We start from the raw sequence: 25084 nt of genomic DNA, 5'->3' as shown, positions 1-25084 counted from the left end.
GCCCGGATGCGTACACATCCGGGCCGCCGTCATCGTCTGTGGTGTGCTCAGACGTCGAGTGGGGTGTCGGGCGACGAGGCGCGCACCGCGGGCCTGCGGCTGGCGATGACCTTCTTCGCGAGCGAGCGCGGGCTGGTCAGGAAGCCGAAGCCCCACGACATGTGCATGGTGGCCAGCGCGACGGGGATCTGAAGCCGGGCCTTCAGCGGCAGTCCGCGCCCGGCCGGCACCGATCCGGCGGCTATCGCCGCCAGGTAGCCGCCCGGGATGACGAAGCCCAGCGGGGTGAGGGCGGCGCCCACCACGGTGCCCGCGGCGATCGCGCACAGCGCGGTCGGCGGGGCGAGATAGCGGAGGTTGATCGAGCCCTGGTGGTAGCGGGCGACGACATGCCGCCAGCGGCCGTAGTCCTTGTACTGCTTGGCCAGTGCCCTGACGCTCGGCCGCGGGCGGTACTGCACCTTCAGCTCGGGCGAGAACCAGATCAGCCCACCGGCCTCACGGATGCGGAAGTTCAGCTCCCAGTCCTGGGCGCGGATGAACTCCTCGTTGTAGCCGCCCTGCTGCTCCAGGGCGGCGCGCCGGAAGACCCCCAGGTAGACGGTCTCGGCGGGGCCGGCCTCACCGCCGGTGTGGAAGACCGCGTTGCCGACACCGATCTTCGAGGTCATCGCGGCGGCGACGGCGCGCTCCCAGTCGTTCTCACCCTCGGCGTGCATGATGCCGCCGACGTTCTGAGCGCCGGTCTCCTCCAGCAGACGTACGGCGGTCGCGATGTAGTCGGGGGACAGCATTCCGTGGCCGTCGACCCGTACCACGATCGGGTGACGTGAGGCCTTGATGGCGGCGTTGAGCGCGGCAGGCGTACGACCGGTGGGATTCGGCACCGTGTGCACGCGGGAGTCCTCGCGCACCAGCTCTGCGGCGATCTCGTCGGTGCGGTCGCCGGACGGGCCGAGCGCGATCACCACCTCCATCTCACCCTCATACTCCTGCTGAAGGATGTGATGGACGGAATCACGCAGATGCCGCTCCTCATTGAGGACCGGCATGATCACGGAGACGGCGGGTGCAGCGGTGGACATGGCTTCCTCGGGGGTCCGGGGATTGTCCCCGGGAGACTTCGGCTTCGCACGCCACGTTACCGCGAACGGGCGACACCGGTGCGCGCCGCCCGGTCCGCCTCCCGCTGGCGCAGATCGTATGGGCCTACGGTTCTGAGGATCCCCCGAACGCCCCCGCCCCCGGCCCCAGCGAGGTGCCCCTCGTGCCCACACCGCCCCGCTCGTCCCGCCCGAGGCCCGTGGCCCCGGCGCAGCCACCGCGGCGCAGACCACAGGAACGCGGTTCGCAGGGTCGCGGTTCACAGGGTCGCGGCCCCCAGGCAGGGACTGTGACGCGGGCCGGGGCCGGGGCCCGTCCGCCCGGCTGGCGGATGCGTGCGGTCACGGGTCTGTCGATGCTAGTGCTCGGGGTGGGCGGGATCGGGCACGCGCTCGTCTCGGGCGTGGACGGCGGAATCGGCCGCGTCGACCCCTTCAAGGACATGAAGAACCGCCCGGAGTCGGGGCTCGGCACGAACATCCTGCTGGTGGGCACCGACGGGCGGGACCGGATCACCCCGGTCGAACGCCGCAAGTACCGGCTCGGCGGCGCCCCCTGCCACTGCACCGACACGATCATGCTGGTCCATGTGTCGGAAGACCAGGAGCGGGCGAGCGTGGTGAGCCTGCCGAGGGACACCTATGTGACGCTTCCCGCACACACGGACATGACCACCGGGCAGCCCCACGGCACCCATCCCGTGAAACTGAACGCCGCCTACGCGGAGGGCGGCCCCTCGCTCACGGTCCGGACCGTCGAACGCCTCACCAAACTGAAGGTCGACCACTATCTGGAGATCGACTTCACCAGCTTCATGAAGACGGTGGACGCGCTCGGCGGGGTGCGGATCTGCACGGCCCGTCCGATGAAGGACACGTACACCGGTCTGAACCTGCCCGCCGGCACCCATGAGCTGGACGGCGGTGAGGCGCTCCAGTACGTGCGCTCACGGCATGTCGACGGGGCTGCGGACCTGGGCCGGATGGAGCGCCAGCAGCGCTTCATGGCGGCGCTGATCCAGCAGGCGACCCACAGCGGGGTGCTGCTGAACCCGGTGAAGTTCCGCCAGGTCAGCCAGGCGATGCTGCACTCGGTGCGGGCCGACCGGGCCTTCGGCACCGATCAGCTGCTGGCCCTTGGCGGCGCGATGCGGGACTTCACCCCCGCCTCGTCCGAGTTCACCTCGGTGCCGGTCCGGAACTCCAGCCATCCGATCAGGGGCATCGGCTCGACGGTGCAGTGGGACTCGGTGAAGGCGGGGGCGCTGTTCAAAGCGCTGCGCGAGGACAAGCCGCTGTCACCACCCGGATCCGCCGGCAAGCGCCGGGGTGCGCCGAAGGTGCTGGTCGACGTGCCGCCCTCGCAGGTCAGGGTGGAGGTCTACAACGGGACCGGCATCGACGGACTCGGCGCGCGGGTCGACTCGGGACTGCGTGCGACCGGCTTCGTCACCAGCGGCCGACCACGCAACGGCGACCAGCGGAACCTACGCCGCACGGTCGTGACGTACGACCCTCGTTGGGACCGTTCGGCCCGCTCGCTTGCCGCCGCGCTGCCGGGGAGCGAGCTGCGCCCGGTCAAGAAGCAGGGACCCACACTGCGGGTACTGGCAGGCACGGACTTCACCAGGGTCACCCCTGTGCGGGCGGAGGCGCTCCTGGCGGGGCGCGGGGCCTTCCGCACGACGACGGGGGACGAGGCCGTGTGCCCCTGAGCGGCTCGTGCACTCAGGAGAGCCCGCAGGATCAGCCCTCGTCCTGGTAGCCCTCCGTGACCCGCTTCTCACGCAGCTCCTTGATCGCGCGGCGGCGGGCCAGCCGGTGGGTGCGGCGGATCTGGGCCTCCTGGTAGCGCCGCTCGTCGCGCTCGGTCTCGGGCATCACGGGGGGCACCGTGCGCGGCTTGCCGTCCTCGTCGACGGCCGCGAACACCAGGTACGCGGAGCCCACGTGGGTCGCCGGGTCCGACTCGTTCCAGCGCTCGGCCAGTACCCGTACCCCGACCTCCATCGACGACCGGCCGGTCCAGTTGACCTGGGCTTTGACATGCACAAGGTCTCCGACCCGTACGGGCTCGAGGAACACCATCTCGTCCATCGACGCCGTGACGGCGGCTCCACCGGAGTGACGGCCGGCGACCGCGCCGGCCGCGTCGTCCACCAGCTTCATGATCACACCACCGTGCACGGTCCCGAGGAGGTTGGTGTCCATGGCCGTCATGATGTGGCTGAGAGTGGTGCGCGAAGCTGAGGTGGGCTTACCCGAAATGGTGCCCTCCGGGTCCTGGGCCTGCTGTGTCATGGCGTCCACCTTATGCCCACCCTGTGCGACGACCTGCGGCCCTTCGCATTGCATCAGCTTCGCTACAGGGGCGGTGCGATTCGTCACCCACCCTGTTGGCAGGCCGGAACCGGACTGCACACTGTTCCGCATGAATGATTGGCCCGATGGATACGGACGCGGCAGCCGGGGCGCGGAGCCCGAGGGGCCCCGCGCGATGCGCCATGTGCAGCGACCGCCGGTCCCGCAGCAGCAGTCGCAGGGGTACGAGGACAGCTACGGCACCCCCTACGACAGCGGCTACAACACGGGCCAGGTCTACGGGAACCCTTCCGGCCACCGAGCGGGCCACGGCGCCCAGGGCGGCGGTTACGGTGGCGACGGCTACGGTGACGGAGGGTACGGGCCCGGGGACGGGTACGCGCCCGGCCGCCCCGCGCCGGACTGGCGCCGGCGCTTCAAGGTCGGGTTCATATGCGTGCTCGTCATCGTGCTCGGCGTCTCCATAGGCACCTATTTCTGGGCCGACTCCAAGATGCGCCGTGAGGTGGACCTCTCCAAGGTCATCGAGCGGCCGGAGGAAGGCGACTGCACGACGTACCTGATCGTCGGCTCGGACAGCCGTGAGGGGCTGAGCGACGCGGACAAGAAGAAGCTGCACACCGGCTCCGCCGAGGGCAAGCGCACCGACTCGATGATGATCCTGGCGGCGTGCGGCAGCGGGAACACGATGGTCTCGCTGCCCCGGGACTCGGATGTGGAGATACCGAGCTTCGTCGGCTCCGAGTCGGGCAAGACGTACAAGGGCACCGGCCGCCATGTGAAGCTCAACGCGGCGTACGCGGAGGACGGACCCGAGCTGCTGGTCCGCACCGTGGAGTACAACACGGGCCTGCGGATCGACCACTACGCCGAGATCGGCTTCGCCGGTTTCGCGAACATCGTCGACGCCCTCGGCGGTGTCGAGATGGACATCCCGAAGGCCTTCAAGGACAAGAACTCCGGCGCCGACTTCCAGGCGGGCAAGCAGACCCTGAACGGCGAGCAGGCCCTCGCCTTCGTCCGCACCCGCTACGCCTTCGCGGGCAGCGACCTGGACCGGACCAAGAACCAGCAGAAGTTCCTGTCCGCCCTCGCCAACCAGGCGGCGACGCCGGGCACCGTCCTCAACCCGTTCCAGCTGTACCCGACGCTGGGCGCGGGCCTGGACACCCTTCTCGTCGACAAGGACATGTCGCTGTTCGACCTCGGCGAGATGTTCTTCGCGATGAAGAGCGTCAACGGCGGCGACGGGAAGTCCATGAACATACCGATCTCCGGCAGCCGCGGCGGCAACCTGGTCTGGGACAAGGACAAGGTCAAGCAGCTCGTGCAGCAGATCAAGAACGACGAGCGGGTCACGGTCACCTCGGACCGCTGAGACGCAGACGTCGGAGGGCCCCGCCGTCGGCGGGGCCCTCTGACGTCTTCTGCGCGGGTCAGCCGGTATCAGCTCTTGCGGCCGTTCTCGCTTCCACTCTCGTCGTGCCCGCTGCTTTCGCGCGGTTCGCGGGCCCCGTGGTGCTCACGGCCCTGGTCGTCGTCACGGGCCTCGTCGTCACGAGCCTCGTCCTTGTCGCGGCCCTCGTCGGTGTTGCCACCGTTGTCGTCGGAGTCGTCGTCGGCGTCGTCCCCAGGCGCGTCGGCGGCCGCGGGTCCGCCCACGAACGTCACATGGACGGAGCCGTCCCCAGCGATGTTCGGGTTGGAGATGACCGGGACGTCCGAGATGGACGCGGTGTTCGGGGCAGCCCAGCTTCCACCGCCGCCACCGCCGCCACCGCTGACGGCCTCGCCGCCACCGCCGCCACCGCCGCCACCGCCCCAGCCACCGCCGCCGCCACCGCCACTGCCGTAATTGACGGAGTTGACACGCCACTGACCCTCGCCACCCTGTCCGGCGGGGCCGAAGAACAGCTGGGAGGCGGTGATCCAGGACGCACCCGCGTTGGGACCGTTGGAGGTGTGCACCGGGCCGCCGAGACCGCCGATGCCGTCCTGGCCATCCGTGCCGTCCTTGCTGCGGGTGCCGCCGCCACCACGGCCTCCGTCGCCTCCGTCGCCATCGGACGCGCCCTCCCCGCCACGGCCGGTACGGGTGAGCGTGCCTCTGATGGCGAGGCCGTCCTGGCCGTCGGCACCGGCGTGGACGGTCCGACCGGACACGGCGACACCGCCGTCACCGCCGGCGCCGCCATCACCGTTGGCGTTGCCCTGCCCGCCACCGCCGCCACCGGCGGCGTCGGCCAGCAGTGTCGTGTCCGTGCAGTCTCCGAAGTCGTCGATGCATGGGGCCTGCTCGGTGAGGTCGACACTCGAGACCAGCGTCGAGGCGCCACCGCGGCCACCTGGGGAGGTGCCGCCCAACTCACCTACGTAGTAGTACAGAACCGGAGAGCCGTAGCTCTCCTGGTACTCGCTCACGGTGGTGACCGTCTGGGCCATGCCACCGGCACCGCCGCTGCCGCCCTGGTAGAGGCCGCCGCCGTTGTCGCCGTACCGGCCGGCTCCGCCGAAGGCGGTGATGACCATCGGGGTGGCGGTGGTGAGCTGGGCCTCCGTCGCGTCCTGTGCGGCGCTCAGCAACGAGGTCGTACTGAACTCGGACAGGCCATCGGGGAGCAGGCAGGAGACCACTCCGGACTCGATCTCGGTACAGCTGACATTGGTGGTCGACGCGGAGGCCGCGGGCGCGGACAGCGCCAGGAGCGAGCCCAGGCACACGCTGGTGCCCAGTACTCGTGCGGCGCCCTTGGATCTGGACATGCGAATCCTTTCAGCGGGGGAAGAGGAGGGGGAACGGCGCCGCAACGCCTAGGCGCGCGAAGCTGAGGGCAGGTCAGGCCCGCGGCTTGCCGTGGCCACGCTCGGCCTTTTCCTGCTTGTGCGCGCCTTCCTTCTTGTGCGCGTCGTCCTGCTTGTGCGCGCCTTCTTTCTTGTGCGCGTCTTCCTTCTGCGCGTCTTCCTTCTTGTGCTCATCGCGACCGTGCTCGCGCCAGCTGTGCTCGCCACGGCTCTGCTCGTCGCGACCGCGCTCACCGCGGCCGTGCTCACCACGGCCGTGCTCACCACGGCCGTGCTCACCACGGCCGTCCCGGGACGGCAGGATCGTCACACGCACCTGCTGCCAGAGGCCGGACTCCTCACCCGCGAGCTGGAAGAGGTAGTCACCCGGAAGGACCTCGTGGTCTCTGCGGAATCGGTCCTCGATGGTGACCTCACCGGACACCACGCCGTCCTCGTCGGCGGCGAAGATTCCGAGCAGCACGACATGGCGGTCGCGGCGCGGATCCCCGAAGTCGGCGAACGGGTTGTCCTCGTCATCCTCGTGGTCGCCGTCGAGCCTGAACGGCGCGGTCGGGATCAGCCGTACGTAGACCGTCTCTCCCGGGTCGTATCCCGTTCCCCGGAACTCGACGGTCTCCCCGTTGTAGAAGGAGGTGTCGCTGACGGACATCGGCCTGCGGTCGGCGACGCCGAACGACATGTTCAGCTCGGACGCGGGCGTCTCCTCGACGGCAGCCAGGATGTCGGCCAAGGTGATCGACTCGGCGGCGGCCGTCGCCTCGCCGGCGGCGGTGGCTTCGGTCGCGGCTATCTGCTCGGTGGCCACGGCCGGCGCGGCGGCGGTGGCGACGGTGGTGGCCGCCGCCAGGGCGACGAGCCAGCGCGAGTGTCGGAACATGGTGGGGATCTCCTTCGGACGAGGTAGGCGAGTCGTGATCTCGTGACTCGCGCCGGGATCCGTAGACTCTGGAGATCCACTTCAAACAGGCGCGCCGCTCCACTGCCCAGGAAGGCTCAACAACTGCACCCGGGCGGCGGCGCCCTCACGGCGAGCGGCGGGCTGCCACCGGGCTCGCTCAGTGGACGGAGAACCCGCCGTCGACGAACAGCGACTGCCCGGTGACATAGCCGGACGCCCGGCTCGCCAGGAACACCGCGGCCCCCGCGAAGTCCTCGGCCACCCCGTTGCGCCCGACCATGGTGCGCGCGGCCAGTTCCGCCACCCGTTCGGGCTCGGACGACAGCCGGGCGTTCAGCGGCGTCATCACGAAGCCGGGCACGAGCGTGTTGCAGGTGACGCCGTACGGGGACCACGCCTCGGCCTGCGATCGCGCCAGCGACTCCAGCGCCCCCTTGGACACTCCGTAGGCGCCGCTGTGCACGAAGGCGCGGTGCGCCTGCTGGGAGGTGATGTGGATGATCCGCCCGTACCCACGCTCCGCCATCCGAGGCCCGAACCGCTCCCCCAGCAGGTACGGCGCCTCCAGGTTCACCGCCATCGTGGCGTCCCACACCTCCTCGCCGAGCTCCCCCATGGGCGGCCTGAGGTTGATTCCGGCGGCGTTGACGAGGATGTCGGGCTCCCCGAACACACCGGCCGCCTCCTCGGCGCACTTCCGGGTCCCGTCGCGGGTGCCCAGGTCGGCGCCGACCCACCCCACCCGGCAGCCCTCGGCCGCCAACTCCCCGGCCCTGCCCGAGAGTCGCTCCTCCCCGCGCGCCACGATCACCACGCTCGCCCCCGCCCGCGCGAGGGCATCCGCGATACCGCCGCCGATACCGGAACTGCCACCGGTCACCAGGGCGACCAGGCCGTCCAGGGAGAAGAGCCGGGAGAGATAGGGCTGCGATGACGTCATGTCAGCACCCTAGGTTCCTGCCCGTTCCGGACACAGAACGGCCCCGGCCGGTGGCCGGGGCCGCTTGTCGTCGGCGGACGCCGCCTTACGGCAGGTTGCGCGCCATCACGATCCGCTGAACCTGGTTCGTGCCTTCATAAATCTGGGTGATCTTGGCGTCGCGCATCATGCGCTCCACCGGGTAGTCACGGGTGTAGCCGTAGCCGCCGAGGAGCTGGACCGCGTCCGTGGTGACCTCCATGGCGACGTCGGAGGCGAAGCACTTCGCCGCGGCACCGAAGAAGGTCAGGTCGCCGTCGACGCGCTCGGACTTGGCGGCGGCCGAATAGGTGAGCTGGCGAGCGGCCTCGATCTTCATGGCCATGTCGGCGAGCATGAACTGGATGCCCTGGAAGTCGGCGATCGGCTTGCCGAACTGCTTGCGCTCCTGGACGTAGCCCTTGGCGTAGTCGAGGGCGCCCTGGGCGACGCCGAGGGCCTGGGCCGCGATGGTGATGCGGGTGTGGTCCAGGGTCTTCATGGCGGTGGCGAAGCCGGTGCCCTCCGCGCCGATCATGCGGTCGGCGGGGATGCGCACGTTGTCGAGGTAGACCTCGCGGGTCGGGGAGCCCTTGATGCCGAGCTTCTTCTCCGGGGCGCCGAACGACACGCCCTCGTCGCTCTTCTCGACCACGAAGGCGGAGATGCCCTTGGAGCGCTTCTCCGGGTCGGTGACGGCCATCACCGTGTAGTACTCGGAGACGCCGGCGTTGGTGATCCAGCGCTTCACGCCGTTGAGGATGTAGTGGTCGCCGTCGCGGACGGCGCGCGTCTTCATGCCGACGGCGTCGGAGCCCGCGTCCGGCTCGGAGAGGCAGTACGAGAACATCGCGTCGCCCTTGGCGAGCGGGGCCATGTACTTCTTCTTCAGGTCCTCGGAGCCGGAGAGGATCACCGGCAGCGAGCCCAGCTTGTTGACGGCCGGGATCAGGGACGAGGAGACGCACACACGGGCGATCTCCTCGATGACGATCACGGTGGCGAGGGCGTCGGCGCCCGCGCCGCCGTACTCCTCGGGGACGTGCACGGCGTGGAGGTCGGAGGCGACCAGAGCGTCGAGGGCCTCCTGCGGGAAGCGGGCCTCCTCGTCGACCGCCGCCGCGAAGGGGGCGATCTTCGCCTCGGCGAGCGAACGGACCGTCTCGCGGAGCATGTCGTGCTCCTCGGACGGGCGGTACAGGTCGAAGTCAGGCACGGTGCTTGTCTCCCTCAGGCGCCTAGGTCTGTCGCTCCCCAGCCGCTGCTAATTACCGTTAAGTAACACAAATTCTAGTGGTCGGTGCGGGCCAGGCGTACGTGAGCTATCTGACAGCGGGAAAATTCCCTCGTCGCCGCCCGACTATGCTCGGCCCGGCACTCCCCCCGCACCCTTCAGGAGCACCGAATGGCCCTCAAGATCACCGTGATCGGCACCGGATATCTCGGCGCCACTCATGCGGCGGCCATGGCGGAACTGGGATTCGAGGTGCTCGGCCTCGATGTCGTGCCCCAGAAGATCGAGATGCTCGCGGCGGGCCGGGTGCCCATGTACGAGCCGGGGCTCGAGGAACTGCTGGCGAAGCATGTCGAGGGCATCGAGGGATCGACCGGACGGCTGCGCTTCACCACCTCCTGGGACGAGCTGGCGGAATTCCGCGGCGATGTGCACTTCGTCTGCGTGAACACTCCGCAGAAGCACGGTGAGTACGCCTGCGACATGTCGTACGTCGACGCCGCGTTCAACGCGCTCGCGCCGCGCGTCACGGGCGGTTCGCTGGTCGTGGGCAAGTCGACCGTGCCGGTCGGCTCCGCGGAGCGGCTCGGCCGGCTGCTCGCCGAGCGGGCACAGGAGGGTGTGGAGCTGGCGTGGAACCCGGAGTTCCTGCGCGAGGGCTTCGCCGTGCGGGACACCCTGCACCCGGACCGGATCGTCGCGGGTGTGCGGGGCGAGCGCGCCGAGAAGCTGCTGCGCGAGGTGTACGCCACCCCGATCGGCGAGGGCACGCCTTTCGTGGTGACGGACTTCCCCACGGCTGAGCTGGTGAAGACCTCCGCGAACTCCTTCCTCGCCACCAAGATCTCGTTCATCAACGCCATGGCCGAGGTCTGCGAGGCCGCGGGCGGCGATGTGGCGAAGCTCGCGGAGGCGATCGGCCACGACGAGCGGATCGGCTCCAAGTTCCTGCGGGCGGGCATCGGCTTCGGCGGGGGCTGTCTGCCGAAGGACATCAGGGCCTTCATGGCCCGCGCCGGCGAGCTGGGCGCCGACCAGGCGCTGACCTTCCTGCGCGAGGTCGACTCGATCAACATGCGCCGTCGCGGGCACATGGTGGAGCTGGCGCGGGAGGCCGTGGGCGGTGACTCGTTCCTCGGGAAGCGGGTCGCGGTGCTCGGCGCGGCCTTCAAGCCGGACTCCGACGACGTACGCGACTCACCGGCGCTGAATGTGGCTGGGCAGATCCATCTCCAGGGCGGCCAGGTCACCGTGTACGACCCGAAGGGCATGGGCAACGCGCGTCTGCTCTTCCCCACGCTCGGCTACGCGGACAGCGCCCTGGACGCGGTGCGCGGCGCTGATGTGGTGCTGCATCTGACCGAGTGGCGTGAGTTCCGCGAGCTGGACCCCGCTGAGCTGGGCGCCGTGGTGTCCCGGCGCATCGTGCTGGACGGCCGCAACGCGCTGGACGGAGCCAAGTGGCGCGAGGCCGGATGGACCTACCGGGCCATGGGACGGCCTCGCGCCTGAGGCGTGCTGACGGACCGGGGTCAGACCGCGTCCAGCGACTCAAGCGTCGCGTTCGACGGCCCGTGCACCGAGCCGAGGTCGCGTGCGACCGACTCCGCGTCCCGTAGCACCCGCACCGCGTTCTGCCAGGTCAGCTTGGCCAGGTCGGGCTTCGACCAGCCGCGCCGCAGCAGCTCCGCGACCAGGTTCGGATAGCCCGCGACGTCATCGAGCCCGGCCGGGGTGAAGGCCGTGCCGTCGAAGTCGCCGCCGATGCCGATGTGGTCGACACCGGCCGCCTCGCGCATGTGGTCCAGATGGTCGGCGACCGTCGAGGCCGTGGCCATCGGCTGCGGGTTGGCCGCGGCGAACGCCCGCTGGACCTTCATCCCCGCCTCGGTGGTGTCCAGCGGGTGCAGCCCGTGTGCCTTCATGTTCTCGTCCGCGGCGGCGGTCCAGGCGACCGCCGCGGGCAGGATGAACTTCGGGACGAACGTGGCCATCGCCACGCCCCCGTTCGCGGGCAGCCGCTCCAGGATGTCGTCCGGGACGTTCCTCGGATGGTCACAGACCGCCCTGGCCGACGAGTGGGAGAAGACCACCGGCGCCACGGAGGTGTCCAGGGCGTCCCGCATCGTCGTCGCGGCCACATGCGAGAGGTCCACGAGCATGCCGATGCGGTTCATCTCCCGCACCACCTCGCGGCCGAAGGCGGAGAGGCCCCCGACGCGCGGCTGGTCGGTCGCCGAGTCCGCCCAGTCGTTGTTGTCGTTGTGCGTGAGCGTCATGTAGCGCACGCCCAGTGCGTACAGGGCCCGCAGGGTGGCGAGCGAGTTGTTGATGGAATGCCCGCCCTCCGCGCCCATGAGCGAGGCGATACGGCCATCGGCCCGTGCCGCCTCCATGTCGTCGGCGGTCAGGGCGCGGACCAGGTCGCCCGGATAGCGGGCGAGCAGCTGCCCGACCACGTCGATCTGCTCCAGCGTGGCGCTGACCGCCTCGTCGCCGGTGTAGTCGCTCCGTACGAACACGGACCAGAACTGCGCCCCGACCCCGCCGGCGCGCAGCCGGGGGATGTCGGTGTGCAGCCGGCCGGTCTGGTCGGCCGCGATGTCGAGCCGGTCCAGGTCGTAGCGGACCTGGGCCCGTAGGGCCCACGGCAGGTCGTTGTGGCCGTCGACCACGGGGTGGTCCGCGAGCAGGGACCGGGCTTCGGCGAGGTTGTCCACAGCGAGATCCACGGGTCGCGCCCTACTTTCCGAAGCCGAAGGCGGCAGAGCCCTCGACCTTGGCCCGCAGCCGCTTGCCCTTCTCCGTGGCCTGCTCGTTCAGCTCCTGCTGGAAGTCCCTCATCCGGGACATCAGGTCGCGGTCCTGCGTCGCGAGGACACGGGCAGCGAGCAGTCCGGCGTTGCGCGCCCCGCCCACCGACACGGTGGCCACCGGCACGCCCGCGGGCATCTGCACGATCGACAGCAGGGAGTCCATCCCGTCGAGGTACTTCAGCGGCACAGGGACACCGATGACCGGCAGGGGGGTGACCGAGGCCAGCATGCCCGGCAGATGGGCGGCCCCTCCCGCACCAGCGATGATCGCCTTCAGGCCCCTGGCCTCGGCTGCCTCGCCGTACGCGATCATTTCGCGCGGCATCCGGTGTGCCGAGACCACATCGACCTCGTACGGGATCTCGAACTCGTCCAGTGCCTGCGCCGCGGCTTCCATGACGGGCCAGTCGGAGTCCGAGCCCATGACGATGCCGACGAGCGCCGAGCCGGAAAGGCCGGAAGGGTTGGTCATTCGGTGATCGTTCCCCTGAGGTAGTCGGCGGCGTGACGCGCCCGTTCCAGCACGTCGTCGAGATCGTCGCCGTAGGTGTTGACGTGCCCCACCTTGCGACCGGGCTTCACGTCCTTGCCGTACATATGAATCTTCAACCGGGGATCCCGTGCCATGCAATGCAGGTAGCCCGCGTACATGTCGGGATAGTCGCCGCCGAGTACGTTCGCCATGACCGTCCATCGGGCGCGGGGCCGGGGATCGCCCAGCGGAAGGTCCAGTACGGCCCGTACGTGGTTGGCGAACTGGGAGGTGACCGCACCGTCCTGGGTCCAGTGCCCGGAGTTGTGCGGGCGCATGGCGAGTTCGTTGACGAGGATTCGCCCGTCCGTGGTCTCGAACAGTTCGACCGCGAGGTGCCCGACGACACCGAGCTCCTTGGCGATCCGCAGCGCGAGCTGCTGGGCCTGCCCGGCCAGCTCGTCGTCCAGGCCGGGAGCGGGGGCGATCACCGTGTCGCACACCCCGTCGACCTGACGCGACTCCACGACGGGATAGGCGACGGCCTGGCCGTGCGGGGAGCGCACGATGTTCGCCGCCAGCTCGCGCCGGTAGTCGACCTTCTCCTCGGCGAGCACCGGGACGCCCGCGCGGAACGGCTCGGCGGCGTCCTCCTCGCCGCGGACCACCCAAACGCCCTTGCCGTCGTATCCGCCGCGGACGGTCTTGAGGATCACGGGGAAGCCCCCCACCTCGGCGGCGAACGCCGCCGCGTCCGCCGGATCGGCCACGATCCGGTGGCGGGGGCTGGGGGCCCCGATCTCGTCCAGGCGGGCTCGCATCACCCCCTTGTCCTGGGCGTGCACCAGGGCGTCGGGGCCGGGGCGCACGGGAATACCGTCCGCCTCCAGCGCCCGCAGGTGCTCGGTCGGTACGTGCTCGTGATCGAAGGTGATCACATCGCAGCCGCGAGCGAAGTCACGCAGCGTGTCCAGGTCGCGATAGTCGCCGATGACGACCTCGCTGACCACCTGGGCCGCCGAGTCCTGGGGAGTGTCACTGAGGAGCTTGAATCTGATGCCGAGCGGGATGCCCGCCTCGTGTGTCATACGAGCGAGCTGGCCACCGCCGACCATGCCGACTACCGGGAACGTCACTCTCCCAGGGTATCCGGAGCTCCATACGGTCCCGCCACGCCCACATTTTCGTACGATGACACAGATACGCGGCGTGAGGGCAGACACCTTCCCAGCTGTCCACAGGCAGGTGATAGGGGCGCTGGTTAGAGTGGTCGCGTTGACGACACCGAAACACCGGACGGACGGGGCCACCGATCACCATGAGCGAACGAGCCGCACTGCGTGTGCGACTGGACCGGCTCGCGCGCGAAGTCGCCAAGTTCGGCGCGGTCGGCGCGATGGGTCTGCTCGTCAACATGGCGGTTTTCAACCTGCTGCGCCACACCACCGAGATCCCGGTGGTCCGGGCGAGCCTGCTGGCGACGTTCATCGCGATCCTCTTCAACTACGTGGGCTTCAGGTACTTCACCTACCGGGACCGTGAGAAGAGCGGGCGCACCAAGGAGCTGACGCTGTTCCTGCTGTTCAGTGCGGCCGGAGCGGTGATCGAGAACGGAATCCTGTACACGGCGACGTACGGCTTCGGCTGGGACGGTCAGCTCCAGAGCAACTTCTTCAAGTTCTTCGGGATCGGCGTCGCGACGCTGTTCCGCTTCTGGTCGTACCGGACCTGGGTGTTCCGCGCGCTGCCCGCCCGCGAAGCCGTGCAGACCGCGGAGTCCTTCCTGGAGCAGCGGGAGCCTGCGGCGCCGGACCGGGTGGGCTGACGAACCCGGTCCCGGGCTACCCGGTGTGCCGCACCGGACCGCGTCAGCGGATGGGACGCTCGCGCTCCACCCGCTCCGCGAGGCCGGTCGCCTCGCGGCTGAGGAACAACGCGAAGACCGCCGGCTGCTGCTGGAGCAGCTCCAGACGCCCCCCGTCCGCCTCCGCGAGGTCCCGCGCCACCGCGAGCCCGATGCCCGTCGAATTGCGCCCGCTGATCGTGCGCTCGAAGATGCGTGCGCCGAGGTCGGCCGGGACGCCGTGGCCCTCGTCCGTCACTTCGATGACCGCCTGATTGCCGGTGACCCGGGTGCGCAGGGCGACCGTGCCGCCGCCGTGCATCAGGGAGTTCTCGATCAGCGCGGCCAGCACCTGTGCGACCGCTCCCGGAGTGCCCACCGCGCGCATGTCCTGCTTGCCCGAGCAGACGATCGCGCGGCCCGCGCTGCGGTAGGCCGGTCGCCACTCCTCGATCTGCTGCTTCACCACCTCGTCCACGTCGAACGCGACGGCGGAGCCGGACCTCGGGTCGCGGGCGTTGGTGAGCAGCCGCTCGACGACATCGGTGAGCCGCTCGACCTGGGTGAGCGCGGCGATCGCCTCCTCCTTCACCGTCTCCGGGTCGTCCGTGGTGGAGATCTCCTCCAGCCGCATGGACAGCGCGGTCAGGGGTGTACGGAGCTGGTGGGAGGCGTCGGCTGCGAGGCGGCGCTCGGCGGTGAGCATGCGGGCGATCCGCTCCGCGCTGGCATCGAGTACGTCGGCCACGCGGTCGAGCTCGGGGACGCCGTAGCGCCGGTGGCGGGGGCGGGGGTCACCCGAGCCCAGTCGCTCGGCGGTCTCGGCGAGGTCGGTCAGCGGTGAGGCGAGCCGGTTCGCCTGCCGTACGGCGAGGAGCACCGCGGCCACCACCGCGAGCAGGGCGACGGCGGCGATGATCATCAGGGTGCGCCCCACCTCGCGGGTGACGGTGGAGCGGGACTCCTCGACGGTGACCCGCTCCCCCTCCTCGCCCGTGGCGGTCCCCCGGATCACACCCCCGGAGGGGCGCTCACCGATCTCGATGGGAGCGCTCCCGGGGACCACGATCTCCGCATAGCGCTCGGAACCGATCTGCTGGGCGAGCGCGGCGGCGTCGACCTGTTCGTGTCCGGCGACCCTGGACTCGATGACGCTGACCAGCCGCAGCGCCTCCGATTCCACGCTCTCCTGCGCGCTGTTGCTGATCGTCCGCGTCTCCACGATGACCAGGGAGATGCCGAAGACGGCGATGACGACCAGCACCACTGCGAGCGTGGAACTGATGAGGCGGCGGCGCACAGGGCCCCTTCTCTACGGGCTTCTACAGGTTCAGCCGGGTACAGCAGCCCGTTTCAGCTTTTCTCGAAACGGAAGCCGACGCCGCGGACCGTCGCGATGTACCGGGGGTTCGCCGCGTCGTCGCCGAGCTTCTTGCGGAGCCAGGAGATGTGCATGTCCAGGGTCTTTGTGGAGGACCACCAGGTGGTGTCCCACACCTCGCGCATCAGCTGGTCACGGGTGACGACCCGTCCGGCATCCCGCACCAGCACCCGGAGCAGGTCGAACTCCTTGGCCGTGAGCTGGAGCTCCTCGTCACCCATCCAGGCGCGGTGCGATTCCACGTCGATCCGTACGCCGTGCGTGGAGGGCGCGGCGGCCGGTTCCGTGGCGCCGCGCCGGAGCAGCGCCCGGACGCGGGCGAGCAGTTCGGCCAGGCGGAAGGGCTTGGTGACGTAGTCGTCGGCGCCGGCGTCCAGGCCGACCACCGTGTCCACCTCGTCGGCGCGGGCGGTCAGCACCAGGATCGGCACGGCATGCCCTTCGGCGCGGAGCCGGCGGGCCACCTCGAGGCCGTCCATTCCGGGCAGCCCGAGGTCCAGCACGACCAGATCGACCCCACCCTGGAGCCCCGCGTCGAGGGCGGTCGGGCCGTCCTGGCGGACCTCGACCTCGTACCCCTCCCGGCGCAGAGCGCGCGCCAGTGGCTCGGAGATGGATGCGTCGTCCTCGGCGAGCAGTACACGGGTCATGGCCTGATGGTAGTCCGCGAGGGGGACTCGCCGGAGCATGATCCACAAGGCCTGTGAGTATGGGATGCGTTCCTGGTTACGGCCTTCGAATCTGGGCAGGCGGTTCCTGGAACGCCTGTGATCCTGGTCTCAAGTCGTGCTTAAGTGCTCCTAATACGCTTGTTTCCTGTCGTATGGTGACCCAACGCCTGAAGTACACGTCGGGGACCTTTGGCCGCCTGCTGCCGCCAAGGGTCTCTTTTCTGCCCGGACCGGCCACCGTCGTGCCCGGACATGACTGACCAGAGGGCCGGCCCCTCGGGCGTGGGACCGGACCCTCGCGCCGGTTCGCCGGCATCCCCCCACCGGGCGCGGACTCCGCTCACGAAGCGACACCCCGCGTCCAGAGCAGAAGGAACGACATGGCGTCCAGCCTGACGCAGGACTCGGTCGGGACTCCCCCCGAGCGCACCTTCCTCGGCCACCCCCGCGGCCTGGCCACTCTCTTCATGACCGAGATGTGGGAGCGCTTCAGCTACTACGGCATGCGCGCCCTCCTCGTGCTCTACCTGGTCTCCGGTGGCGCCGATGCGGCGGCCGGCAGCCAGGGTGGCGGCCTGGCGATGACCGCGGCCACGGCGTCGGCGATCTACGCCGTGTACGTCTCGATGGTCTATCTGATGGCCATGCCCGGCGGCTGGTTCGGCGACCGCGTCTGGGGCGCCCGCAAGACCGTCGCCATCGCCGCGTTCGTGATCATGGCGGGCCATCTCTCGCTCGCCGTCCCGGGCCAGGCGATGTTCTTCGTCGGTCTGGTCCTCGTCGCGGTCGGCTCCGGTCTGCTGAAGGCCAACATCTCCACGATGGTGGGCCACCTCTACGACGGTCCGGACGACCCGCGCCGCGACGGTGGCTTCACGGTCTTCTACATGGGCATCAACCTCGGTGCCTTCGTCGCGCCGCTGGTGATCGGCACCGTCGGTGAGACCTACAACTGGCACGCCGGCTTCGCGCTCGCCGCGGTCGGCATGGGCCTGGGGCTCGTCCAGTTCCTGATCGGCAGCAAGAGCCTGAGCCCCAAGAGCAACGTGGTGCCGAACCCGCTGTCCCCCGCGGAGCGCTCCGGCATCCTGCTGAAGGTCGCCGCCGTCACCGCCGCGACCGCCGTGTTCTACGGCGCCGTGGTCATGGCCGGTATGTACACCCTGAACTGGGCGCTGGTCCCGCTGACCCTGGCCGGTCTGATCATCCCGATCGCCGTGCTGGTCCGCATCAAGCGCGACAAGGGCCTCGACCGTGTCGAGCAGTCGAAGATGAGCGCGTACATCTGGTTCTTCGTGGCCGCCGCCGTGTTCTGGATGATCTACGACCAGGGCGGTTCCACGCTGTCGCTCTTCGCGGACGGCAAGACCGCGGACACCCTGCTCGGCATCGGCTTCCCGGCCACCTGGTACCAGTCGCTGAACCCGCTGTTCGTGATGGCGCTCGCCCCGGTCTTCGCCTGGCTGTGGCTGTGGCTGGCCCGCCGGAACCAGGAGCCCAGCACCATCGTGAAGTTCGCGATGGCCCTGGTGCTCGTGGGCGGCTCGTTCTTCGTGTTCGTCGTGCCGATGGCGATGGCCGGTGACGGCACCAAGGTCAGCCCGATGTGGCTGGTCTCGATCTACATGATCCAGACCATCGCCGAGCTGTGCCTTTCCCCGGTCGGCCTCTCGGTGACCACGAAGATGGCGCCGAAGAAGTACGCCAGCCAGATGATGGGCGTCTGGTTCCTCGCGGTCACCGCGGGCGACTGCGCCACCGGTCTGCTGGCCCTCGCGGGCGTCGACCTCAACGGCACCAGCATCATCGCGATGCAGGCCGCCCTCGCGGTCGCGGCGGGCCTCGCGATCTACATGTACCGACAGAAGGTGCAGGAACTCATGGGCAACGTCCACTGAGGTCCGTCCCCTACGGATACGGGTCCAGCGGGTTCCCCTCAGCCGTCGCCACGGCGTGAACGTGAACACCGCACCGCCCAGCAGGATCACCGTGCCCGCCACCAGGGCGAGGGCGTTCAGGGCGCCGCCCTCCTCGGCTCCGGTGTCGGCGAGGCCGCCACCGGAGGCGTCACCCCCGCCCGCGGAGCCGGCGGAGCCCGCCGAACCGCCGCTCGCGGAACCGGAGCCGCCCGCCGCACCGCCCGGCTGGGCCGCGGTGTCGAGCTCCAGGGAGGCCTGGACACCGGCGGGCGGGGTGCAGGTCGTGGTGGTACCGAGCGCCATCACCGTGAGCACGCCCGGGCTGAGCGTCGACTTGCCGCTCGCACCCGGCTTGTACGTACCGGTGAGGTCGGGGATCGCGATCGGTTCGCCGGACTTGATCGGGTCCTTGTTCGCCGGGCCCGCCACATGCACGAACCCCTTGTCGGCGCCGCCGAGCCTGACCTCCATCGACGGTGTGACGGAGTTCGCCGGGATGTCGGCGGGGCTGTTCATCACGGACTTGGAGAACTTCACGGTGAGGGCGAAGTCGCCGCCGTTCTTCCTGGCGTTGATCTTCACCGGGGAGACCGCGTCCTTGTCGCCGATGGGGGTCTTGCAGGAGTAGGCGACCTCGACTTCCTTGCCCTCGAAGTCGGTCCGACCTCCGTCGTCGCCGCCGGTGGTACCGCCCGAGGTGCTGGTCCCGCCGGACGTGGTGGCTCCGCCCGAGGCCGTGGACCCGCCGGACGCCGTCGTGCCGCCCGAGGCCGTGGACCCGCCGGAGGTCGTCCCGCCCGTTGTCGTGGTCCCGCCCGACGCGGTCGTACCACCGGAGGTGGTCGTGCCGCCCGAACTGCCGCCGCCGTCCGTCACCTTGACCGTCGCGCCCGGCTGTACCGATTCCTTGGGGGAGCACTTGGTGTCCGTCGAGATCGGCTTGGAGACATTGATGGCGTACTTGTCCGGCGTCAGCGTGATCTCACCGGCCGCCGTCAGCTTGAGCTTCCCCTTCATCTCGGACAGCACCATCGGGCTGTTCTTGGGGATCGGCGGATTCTGCCGCGGACCCTCCACCGCCAGCTCGGCAGTCTGCGCCCCGGCCACCTTGACCGTCCCGGTCGGCTTGACCGTGTCCTTCTCCAGGTCGAGCACATCCGGGTTCTTCGACGCGGCCGCGACGGTCTTCCAGACCACCTCGATCTCGTCACCGACCTTCGCCTCGGCCGGTGCGGTGATCTGGACCTTCGTCGTGCCCTGGACGGGCGGCATCCCGGAGATCGGCGGGGGAATGCACTCCGTCGCATACGACACTTCGGCGGCGTGGGCCGGTCCCGCGGTCAGCAGGATCCCCGCGCCGCAGAGCATCAGCGCGACCCCTGCCGCGCTCATCCTCCGTTGCGAGCTCACGTGTGTCCCTTCGTCGTGGATCGGTTCTCTGACGGTGCGGAGTCCTGGGTGGCGTCGGGGGTGAACCACGGCAGCGCGGCGGGGCCGGGCCTGCCGTTCGCCGCGGCCGGCGAGCCGTGGTCGGCGGTACGGGGGGTACGGGCGGGGCGGTGGCGGCCGCCCCCACGCTGAGGTCGCGTCCACGGCCGGGTCCCGGGACGTGCGCGGTCCACGATCGCCATCCCGATCCGGTACAGCGCGGCCGGTACGACCACCGCGAGCAGCACCCAGAACAGCGTCACGCCCCACGGTCTGCCCACACCCCACGGCTGTTCGGCGATGACCTTCGAGCCGTACCGAACGGAGATCTGGTAGTCGCCGTGCGCACCGGCCGAAAGCTCGACGGGGAGGCGGATCTGAGCCTTTCTGCCGGGCTCGACGGTGCCCCGCCACTGCCGCTCCTCCCACTGGGGGGCGAACACTCCGTGGGCGGTGCCGACCTGGAAGACCGGGTCGCGGATGGGCGTGGAGCCCAGATTGCCCACGGTGAAGACCAGTTCACGGCCGGGCGGGGCACCGAACCACACCAGCAGACCGCTGGAGCCGCGCAGTTGGAGCGTGGCGAGTACGGCGAGCCTGCCGTCCCCGGCGGGCTGGGGCAGTGGGGCACTAGGGTGTCCCGCCACGGTGAACACGGTGTCCACGGCGCCTTGTTCGCCGGTGACGGTGGCCACATGCACCACGCACGGGCATGGCTTCGGCGGCTCGGCGACCGGCAGTTTCATGCTGAACGCGCCCTTGGCGTCGGTGGTGACGGCCCGGCCCTCGGCGTTGGCGCAGGCGTTGGTGCCGCCGATCACGCCCCGGCCGGGAGTGGACTGACCGCACATCAGCAGCATCAGCAGGGCCTTCGGCCGCCAGTCGGTGCCGCTGACGGTGATGTCACCGCCCTTGCCCGCCTGCTGTGCCGACAGCCGGACGGCCGGCTTGCCGTCGTCGGTGGCGGAACCGGCGGAGGCGGTCGAGGGGGTGGAGGCGGCGGCTGCGGGCGGTACGGGAGCGAGCGCCAGCACGCAGACGAGCAGCAGTCCCAGCGCCGCGACAGGCAACAGCAGCCCGGGCCGGATCGTCGTCCTCACCGCACCGCTCCCACCGTCGCCGTGTCGTCGTCGTACGGGTGCCGGCCACGACGGCGTACCCGCCACAGAGCCGCTCCCCCGGCCGCCATCCCGAGCCCGAGTGCTCCGACCGCCCCCGCGGCGCCCGGCGAGACGTAGAGCGCCTCGGCGGTCCCCTCGGCGCGGGCGCCCCCTGCCGCGGTCGCCCGGAGGGACACGTCGACGGAGTCGAGCCCCGGCGGATCGGGCCAGGGTTCGGTGAGCTCGATGCGCCCGCCCGGGGGCAGGGTCACGGGCAGCGGGCGGGCGGGGCGTGCCAGCAGTTGCCCGGTCAGGCCGTGAGCACGCACCGCGAGCCGCGGTGACAGCACGGTGTTACCACGGTTGACCAGGGCGTAATGGATCCGCTCGCCGTCCAGGCGTACGTCCTCGACGGTGAGCGCGGCCAGGCTGGGACCGCTGATCCGCAGCCGGACGCGCACGGCGGACTGTCTGCCCGCCACGGTCGCGACCAGTGCGGCGGAGTGGTCGCCTGGCACCGCGGCGGTCGGCACGGTGACGGCGAAGGGAATGTCGGCGCGGGTGCGGGGCGGGACGGTCAGCCGGTCGGATGCGAGCGCGATCCAGGCGGCGGTCCTGCCCTCCTTGGCGGCCAGCCGCACGGTCAGCGGCCGGTCGCCTCGATTGGTCACCGACAGCGCGTCCTCCAGCACCGTGCCCGGCGGTCCCTCCAGATAGACGTAGGGCCTGCCGCCCGCCGCAGGCTGGGCCGTCCACGGCACGGCGGACCCACCGGAGGGGGCGGGCGCGGCAGGCACGGCCGTGGACAGCGCACAGAGCAGCGCGGCGGTGGCGGCGAACACGGCGGTTCAGCTCGTGGACCGGGCGCCGCGGCGGGTGAGCCACAGCACTCCCGCGGCTCCGGTGAGCAGCACCGTGCCGCCCAGCGTGCCGAGGGCGAGAGCGGAGTCCACCGGTCCGGTCCTGGGCAGCTCGCTGCCCGAACCCGACCTCGTGCCCGATGAGTTGTCCGTGCCCGAGTCCGAACCCGAGCTCGTCCGCGTATCGCCCGACCCGCTGCCCGACCCCCGCACGTCGAGGGTGAGCGAGGGCTTCGGGTTGTTCCGCGGGGTGCACGTGGTGGTGGTCCCCAGGGCCTTGATGGTGAGCACGCCCGCCGTGAAGGTGACCTTCCCGGTCTTCTTCGGGGTGTACGTGCCCGACAAGTCACTGATCTTGATGGGGGTGTTGGGCGGAATCGCCTCGGAGTTCGCCGGGCCGGACACCGTCAGCGACCCGCTGTCGGCCCCGCCCAGCTTGATCTGCGCGCTGGGGTTCATCGCACCCTTGCCCAGCTCGACCGGGCTGGACGAGACGCCCTTCTCGAACGACATGGTGAGCCGGTAACCACCGCCGCTCTTGACGGCCTTGATGTCGATCGGCGACACGGCACCCTTGGGGCCGATCGGGGTCTGGCACTGGTAGTCCACATTGACGACATCGGCGTGCGCGGCGGGGGCGGCCGTCAGGACCACCGAGCCCGCCAGAGCCGCTGCGAGCGTAAGAGCTGTCCGTTTCCGGTATGACACCTCGAGCCCCCTCAAGGCCGGAACGCCGCCAGAAGTTACTGACGGCACATCAGATCGGGCGCTCAAGGTACGCCTGGGCCCTGATGGAGGGAAGACAAAGAGCACGACGGATCGCCGTGCTCCACAACAGCTTCAAAAACGGCTCAAACAATGGCCGTCACGACGGGCGGCGCAGCCGGTACCCCGCAGTTCCGGGTTTCACCGGAACCACGGTCACCTAGGAAGGTGCGGCAAGCTCCGCCCATACGGTCTTGCCGGGCGCCCCCGGAATCCGCCGTACGCCCCAGTCCAGGCAGAGACGCTGCACGATGAACATCCCGTGCCCTCCGGGCCGCCCGGACCGGTGCGGGGTGCGGGGGGCGGGGTGACCCGCGCCACGGTCGGCGACCTCAAGGCGCAGCACCTTCCCCTGGTAGGACACGCGCAGCTCTTCCGGGCCCTCGGCATGCAGACAGGCGTTGGTGACCAGCTCCGAGACGACAAGGAGCACGTCCTCGGCCGCGGCGCGGCGGTCCGCGGACGGCGCGGGCAGCCAGCCCCAGTCGTACAGCGCCTGCCGCGTGAAGTCACGGGCTAGCGGAACAATGCCGCTGGCGCTCCCGAGCAGGAGGGTGCGCACCATGCCGTCATGGACAGCGGAGGCGGGGCCGGAGGCCACGGAGGCGTCGGCTGGAGCGCCGTCCGGTTCCGGGCCGCGGTCGCCCGGCGGATGCTGCCGGGTGGTGCTCATCAGCGCTTCACCTCACCGATTCACCAGTTCGCGATTACGTAAATACAGAGCGTGTGGAGGAGACACGCGGGTCTGCGGGGGGTCTTCTGCCCGGCCGAATCGGGACAACACCCGATCAGCCGGACCGGAATTCGACAGTCAGTCCGCGAGGGCCGCTGCCAGGGAGTCATGGACCGTGAACACGGCCTCGGCCCCTGTGATCTCGAACACTCTGGCGACGATGGGGCGCATTCCGGCCAGATGTACCGCACCCCCCGCGGCCTCGGCTTTCAGGCGCGCACCGAGCAGCACGTTGAGGCCGGTGGAGTCGCAGAACTCGAGGAGTGAGCAGTCCACGACCAAGCGTGCACGCCCTTGCTCCACGGCGTCCTCGAGTGGCGCACGCAACAGATCGGCCGTGTGGTGGTCGAGCTCACCTGCCGGCGTGACGATTTCACTCCGACCTTCGGTCCGGACTTCCACCCGAAGCCGGACCGGATTGGCGTTACTGACCGTCCCACGGTCCATGCCCACCCTCTTCGCCGATATCGCCGATGTACTGGACGTCTTTGACGCCCTCAGAACACTACGCCTTTCGCGCCGCGAGCGGGGGCCCGACAGCCCCCCAACTCCCCCACAAAAGGGACTTATATGACATACGACACTTGCCATGTCGAGTAAAAACCGGGTAGGGCTAGTAGGGACATCACCAACACGAGACGGCTTCGGAGGCGCCGCAAACCGCAGAGCAGCAATCAGGCGTCGGCAGCCCTGTGCCGAGAACGATGGAGGAGACCATGTCACCCCGGCTCGACGAAACGCGGACCCCGCACGCGACGTCGACACGTCCGCACGATCACCTCGACGACACCGCACCACTCGGCAACCCCACGCACACCGAGCGCACCGGACACACCACGCGACCCGAGCAGCAGTTCGAAGAGCTGCTGGACCTCCCGGACATCCCGCCCTTCGAAGAAGTGGGCGCCGTGGACGCCCGGGCGCTGTCCAAGACCCTCTTCGCCCGCCTCGAAGCACTCGAGGAAGGCACGCACGAGTACGCGTACGTCCGCAACACACTCGTCGAACTGAACCTGGCGCTGGTCAAGTTCGCCGCCTCCCGGTTCCGCTCCCGCAGCGAGCCGATGGAGGACATCATCCAGGTCGGCACGATCGGCCTCATCAAGGCGATCGACCGCTTCCAGCTCAGCCGCGGTGTCGAGTTCCCCACCTTCGCGATGCCGACCATCGTCGGCGAGATCAAGCGGTTCTTCCGTGACACCTCCTGGTCCGTGCGCGTACCGCGCCGCCTCCAGGAGCTCCGCCTGGACCTCGCGAAGGCCGGCGACGAGCTCGCCCAGAAGCTGGACCGCGCACCGACCGTCGGTGAGCTGGCCGAGCGTCTCGGGATCAGCAAGGACGAGGTCGTCGAGGGCATGGCCGCGAGCAACGCGTACACCGCGAGCTCGCTGGACGCCCAGCCCGAGGAGGACGACTCGGAGGGTGCGCTGGCCGATCGGATCGGCTACGAGGACCACGGCCTGGAGGGCATCGAGTACATCGAGTCGCTCAAGCCGCTCATCGCCTCACTGCCGCCGCGTGACCGCAAGATCCTCTCGCTGCGCTTCGTCGCCGGCATGACCCAGTCGGAGATCGGCGAAGAGCTGGGCATCTCGCAGATGCATGTGTCCCGGCTGCTCGCGCGCACGCTGAACAAGCTGAGAAGGGGCCTCACGGTCGAGGAGTGACACCTCGCCCCAAGCGCCTTTCCGAAGGCTCCCGAAGGGTCCATTCCGTCAAGGGATGGGCCCTTCCGCCTTATTGACGGTGCGGTCCGGTATGCGCCACATTGAGCCC

At 69.9% G+C, this 25084-nt stretch carries 22 protein-coding genes and 1 pseudogene; 6 read left to right on the top strand and 17 right to left on the bottom strand.

Annotated features, from left to right (window positions below; all coding sequences use genetic code 11):
- Positions 1-47: 47 nt before the first annotated feature.
- Positions 48-1085, bottom strand: a complete 1038-nt coding sequence (locus ACFV6V_RS25995) for a glycosyltransferase family 2 protein (protein ID WP_385569397.1) — start codon at positions 1083-1085, stop codon at positions 48-50.
- 350 nt (positions 1086-1435) lie between these two features.
- On the opposite strand from ACFV6V_RS25995, the gene ACFV6V_RS25990 reads away from it, so the two are divergent.
- Positions 1436-2818, top strand: coding sequence for an LCP family protein (locus ACFV6V_RS25990; RefSeq protein ID WP_385569407.1), 1383 nt, complete (start codon positions 1436-1438; stop codon positions 2816-2818).
- A 31-nt stretch (positions 2819-2849) separates the two neighbouring features.
- On the opposite strand, the gene ACFV6V_RS25985 is transcribed toward ACFV6V_RS25990, so the two are convergent.
- Complete coding sequence (locus ACFV6V_RS25985; protein WP_385569394.1) at positions 2850-3404, bottom strand: acyl-CoA thioesterase; 555 nt, start codon at positions 3402-3404, stop codon at positions 2850-2852.
- 130 nt (positions 3405-3534) lie between these two features.
- Between ACFV6V_RS25985 and ACFV6V_RS25980 the strand changes: the two genes are divergently transcribed.
- Positions 3535-4803 carry an LCP family protein gene (locus ACFV6V_RS25980; RefSeq protein ID WP_385569392.1) on the top strand — a complete coding sequence of 423 codons (1269 nt, stop codon included), beginning with the start codon at positions 3535-3537 and terminating at the stop codon, positions 4801-4803.
- Positions 4804-4871: 68 nt separating this feature from the next.
- Here the strand turns inward: ACFV6V_RS25980 and ACFV6V_RS25975 are convergent, their stop codons facing one another.
- The 4 genes from ACFV6V_RS25975 to ACFV6V_RS25960 all read right to left on the bottom strand — a co-directional run bounded on the left by ACFV6V_RS25975 (position 4872) and on the right by ACFV6V_RS25960 (position 9302).
- Positions 4872-6188 carry a hypothetical protein gene (locus ACFV6V_RS25975; protein WP_385569389.1) on the bottom strand — a complete coding sequence of 439 codons (1317 nt, stop codon included), beginning with the start codon at positions 6186-6188 and terminating at the stop codon, positions 4872-4874.
- Positions 6189-6261: 73 nt separating this feature from the next.
- Positions 6262-7107 (bottom strand): hypothetical protein, encoded by an 846-nt coding sequence (locus ACFV6V_RS25970; protein ID WP_385569386.1) that lies wholly within the window; start codon positions 7105-7107, stop codon positions 6262-6264.
- A gap of 178 nt (positions 7108-7285) precedes the next feature.
- Entirely contained in the window at positions 7286-8068 is a 783-nt protein-coding gene (locus ACFV6V_RS25965; protein WP_385569383.1) for an SDR family NAD(P)-dependent oxidoreductase, read from the bottom strand.
- 85 nt (positions 8069-8153) lie between these two features.
- The gene (locus ACFV6V_RS25960; RefSeq protein WP_385569381.1) at positions 8154-9302 is read right to left on the bottom strand and encodes an acyl-CoA dehydrogenase; all 1149 of its coding nucleotides are present in this window, start codon (positions 9300-9302) and stop codon (positions 8154-8156) included.
- A 189-nt stretch (positions 9303-9491) separates the two neighbouring features.
- On the opposite strand from ACFV6V_RS25960, the gene ACFV6V_RS25955 reads away from it, so the two are divergent.
- Positions 9492-10832 (top strand): UDP-glucose dehydrogenase family protein, encoded by a 1341-nt coding sequence (locus ACFV6V_RS25955; RefSeq protein ID WP_385569379.1) that lies wholly within the window; start codon positions 9492-9494, stop codon positions 10830-10832.
- A 20-nt stretch (positions 10833-10852) separates the two neighbouring features.
- Here the strand turns inward: ACFV6V_RS25955 and ACFV6V_RS25950 are convergent, their stop codons facing one another.
- From ACFV6V_RS25950 to ACFV6V_RS25940, 3 genes are read right to left on the bottom strand one after another with little or no spacing between them, the layout of a single operon-like run.
- The gene (locus tag ACFV6V_RS25950; protein ID WP_385569376.1) at positions 10853-12052 is read right to left on the bottom strand and encodes a dipeptidase; all 1200 of its coding nucleotides are present in this window, start codon (positions 12050-12052) and stop codon (positions 10853-10855) included.
- 10 nt (positions 12053-12062) lie between these two features.
- A complete protein-coding gene (gene purE / locus ACFV6V_RS25945; RefSeq protein ID WP_385569373.1) occupies positions 12063-12608 on the bottom strand; it encodes a 5-(carboxyamino)imidazole ribonucleotide mutase in 546 nt (181 codons plus the stop codon).
- Positions 12605-13744, bottom strand: coding sequence for a 5-(carboxyamino)imidazole ribonucleotide synthase (locus ACFV6V_RS25940; RefSeq protein WP_385569370.1), 1140 nt, complete (start codon positions 13742-13744; stop codon positions 12605-12607). The genes purE and ACFV6V_RS25940 overlap by 4 nt, the downstream gene beginning before the upstream one ends.
- 182 nt (positions 13745-13926) lie before the next feature.
- Here ACFV6V_RS25940 and ACFV6V_RS25935 point away from each other — a divergent pair, with 182 nt between their 5' ends.
- The gene (locus tag ACFV6V_RS25935) at positions 13927-14433 is read left to right on the top strand and encodes a GtrA family protein (protein WP_385569367.1); all 507 of its coding nucleotides are present in this window, start codon (positions 13927-13929) and stop codon (positions 14431-14433) included.
- Between the two features lie 43 nt (positions 14434-14476).
- Here ACFV6V_RS25935 and ACFV6V_RS25930 read toward each other — a convergent pair whose 3' ends face one another.
- Both ACFV6V_RS25930 and ACFV6V_RS25925 read right to left on the bottom strand, forming a co-directional pair.
- A complete protein-coding gene (locus tag ACFV6V_RS25930; protein WP_385569364.1) occupies positions 14477-15751 on the bottom strand; it encodes an ATP-binding protein in 1275 nt (424 codons plus the stop codon).
- Positions 15752-15804: 53 nt separating this feature from the next.
- Complete coding sequence (locus tag ACFV6V_RS25925; protein WP_385569361.1) at positions 15805-16482, bottom strand: response regulator transcription factor; 678 nt, start codon at positions 16480-16482, stop codon at positions 15805-15807.
- A 401-nt stretch (positions 16483-16883) separates the two neighbouring features.
- Between ACFV6V_RS25925 and ACFV6V_RS25920 the strand changes: the two genes are divergently transcribed.
- On the top strand, positions 16884-18401 hold the full coding sequence (locus tag ACFV6V_RS25920) for a peptide MFS transporter (protein ID WP_385569358.1): 1518 nt from the start codon (positions 16884-16886) through the stop codon (positions 18399-18401).
- 27 nt (positions 18402-18428) lie between these two features.
- On the opposite strand, the pseudogene ACFV6V_RS25915 reads toward ACFV6V_RS25920, so the two are convergent.
- The 6 genes and pseudogenes from ACFV6V_RS25915 to ACFV6V_RS25890 form a co-directional block, all read right to left on the bottom strand.
- A pseudogene (locus tag ACFV6V_RS25915) lies at positions 18429-19814 on the bottom strand (hypothetical protein); the annotation flags it as partial.
- Between the two features lie 14 nt (positions 19815-19828).
- Positions 19829-20950 carry a hypothetical protein gene (locus ACFV6V_RS25910; protein WP_385569356.1) on the bottom strand — a complete coding sequence of 374 codons (1122 nt, stop codon included), beginning with the start codon at positions 20948-20950 and terminating at the stop codon, positions 19829-19831.
- The gene (locus tag ACFV6V_RS25905) at positions 20947-21792 is read right to left on the bottom strand and encodes a hypothetical protein (protein WP_385569353.1); all 846 of its coding nucleotides are present in this window, start codon (positions 21790-21792) and stop codon (positions 20947-20949) included. The genes ACFV6V_RS25910 and ACFV6V_RS25905 overlap by 4 nt, the downstream gene beginning before the upstream one ends.
- 6 nt (positions 21793-21798) lie before the next feature.
- Complete coding sequence (locus ACFV6V_RS25900) at positions 21799-22518, bottom strand: peptidase (protein ID WP_385569351.1); 720 nt, start codon at positions 22516-22518, stop codon at positions 21799-21801.
- A gap of 217 nt (positions 22519-22735) precedes the next feature.
- The gene (locus ACFV6V_RS25895; protein WP_385569349.1) at positions 22736-23248 is read right to left on the bottom strand and encodes an ATP-binding protein; all 513 of its coding nucleotides are present in this window, start codon (positions 23246-23248) and stop codon (positions 22736-22738) included.
- Positions 23249-23386: 138 nt separating this feature from the next.
- Positions 23387-23755, bottom strand: a complete 369-nt coding sequence (locus ACFV6V_RS25890; RefSeq protein ID WP_385569346.1) for an STAS domain-containing protein — start codon at positions 23753-23755, stop codon at positions 23387-23389.
- A gap of 257 nt (positions 23756-24012) precedes the next feature.
- Between ACFV6V_RS25890 and ACFV6V_RS25885 the strand changes: the two genes are divergently transcribed.
- Complete coding sequence (locus tag ACFV6V_RS25885; RefSeq protein ID WP_385569344.1) at positions 24013-24975, top strand: RNA polymerase sigma factor SigF; 963 nt, start codon at positions 24013-24015, stop codon at positions 24973-24975.
- Positions 24976-25084 lie beyond the last annotated feature (109 nt).

Origin of the sequence: Streptomyces sp. NPDC059828 (assembly GCF_042731955.1) — a bacterium.
In the GTDB taxonomy this organism is placed as follows: Bacteria; Actinomycetota; Actinomycetes; order Streptomycetales; family Streptomycetaceae; genus Streptomyces.
Note: the sequence above shows the minus strand (reverse complement) of the source record. Positions and strands in the feature narration are given on the sequence as shown.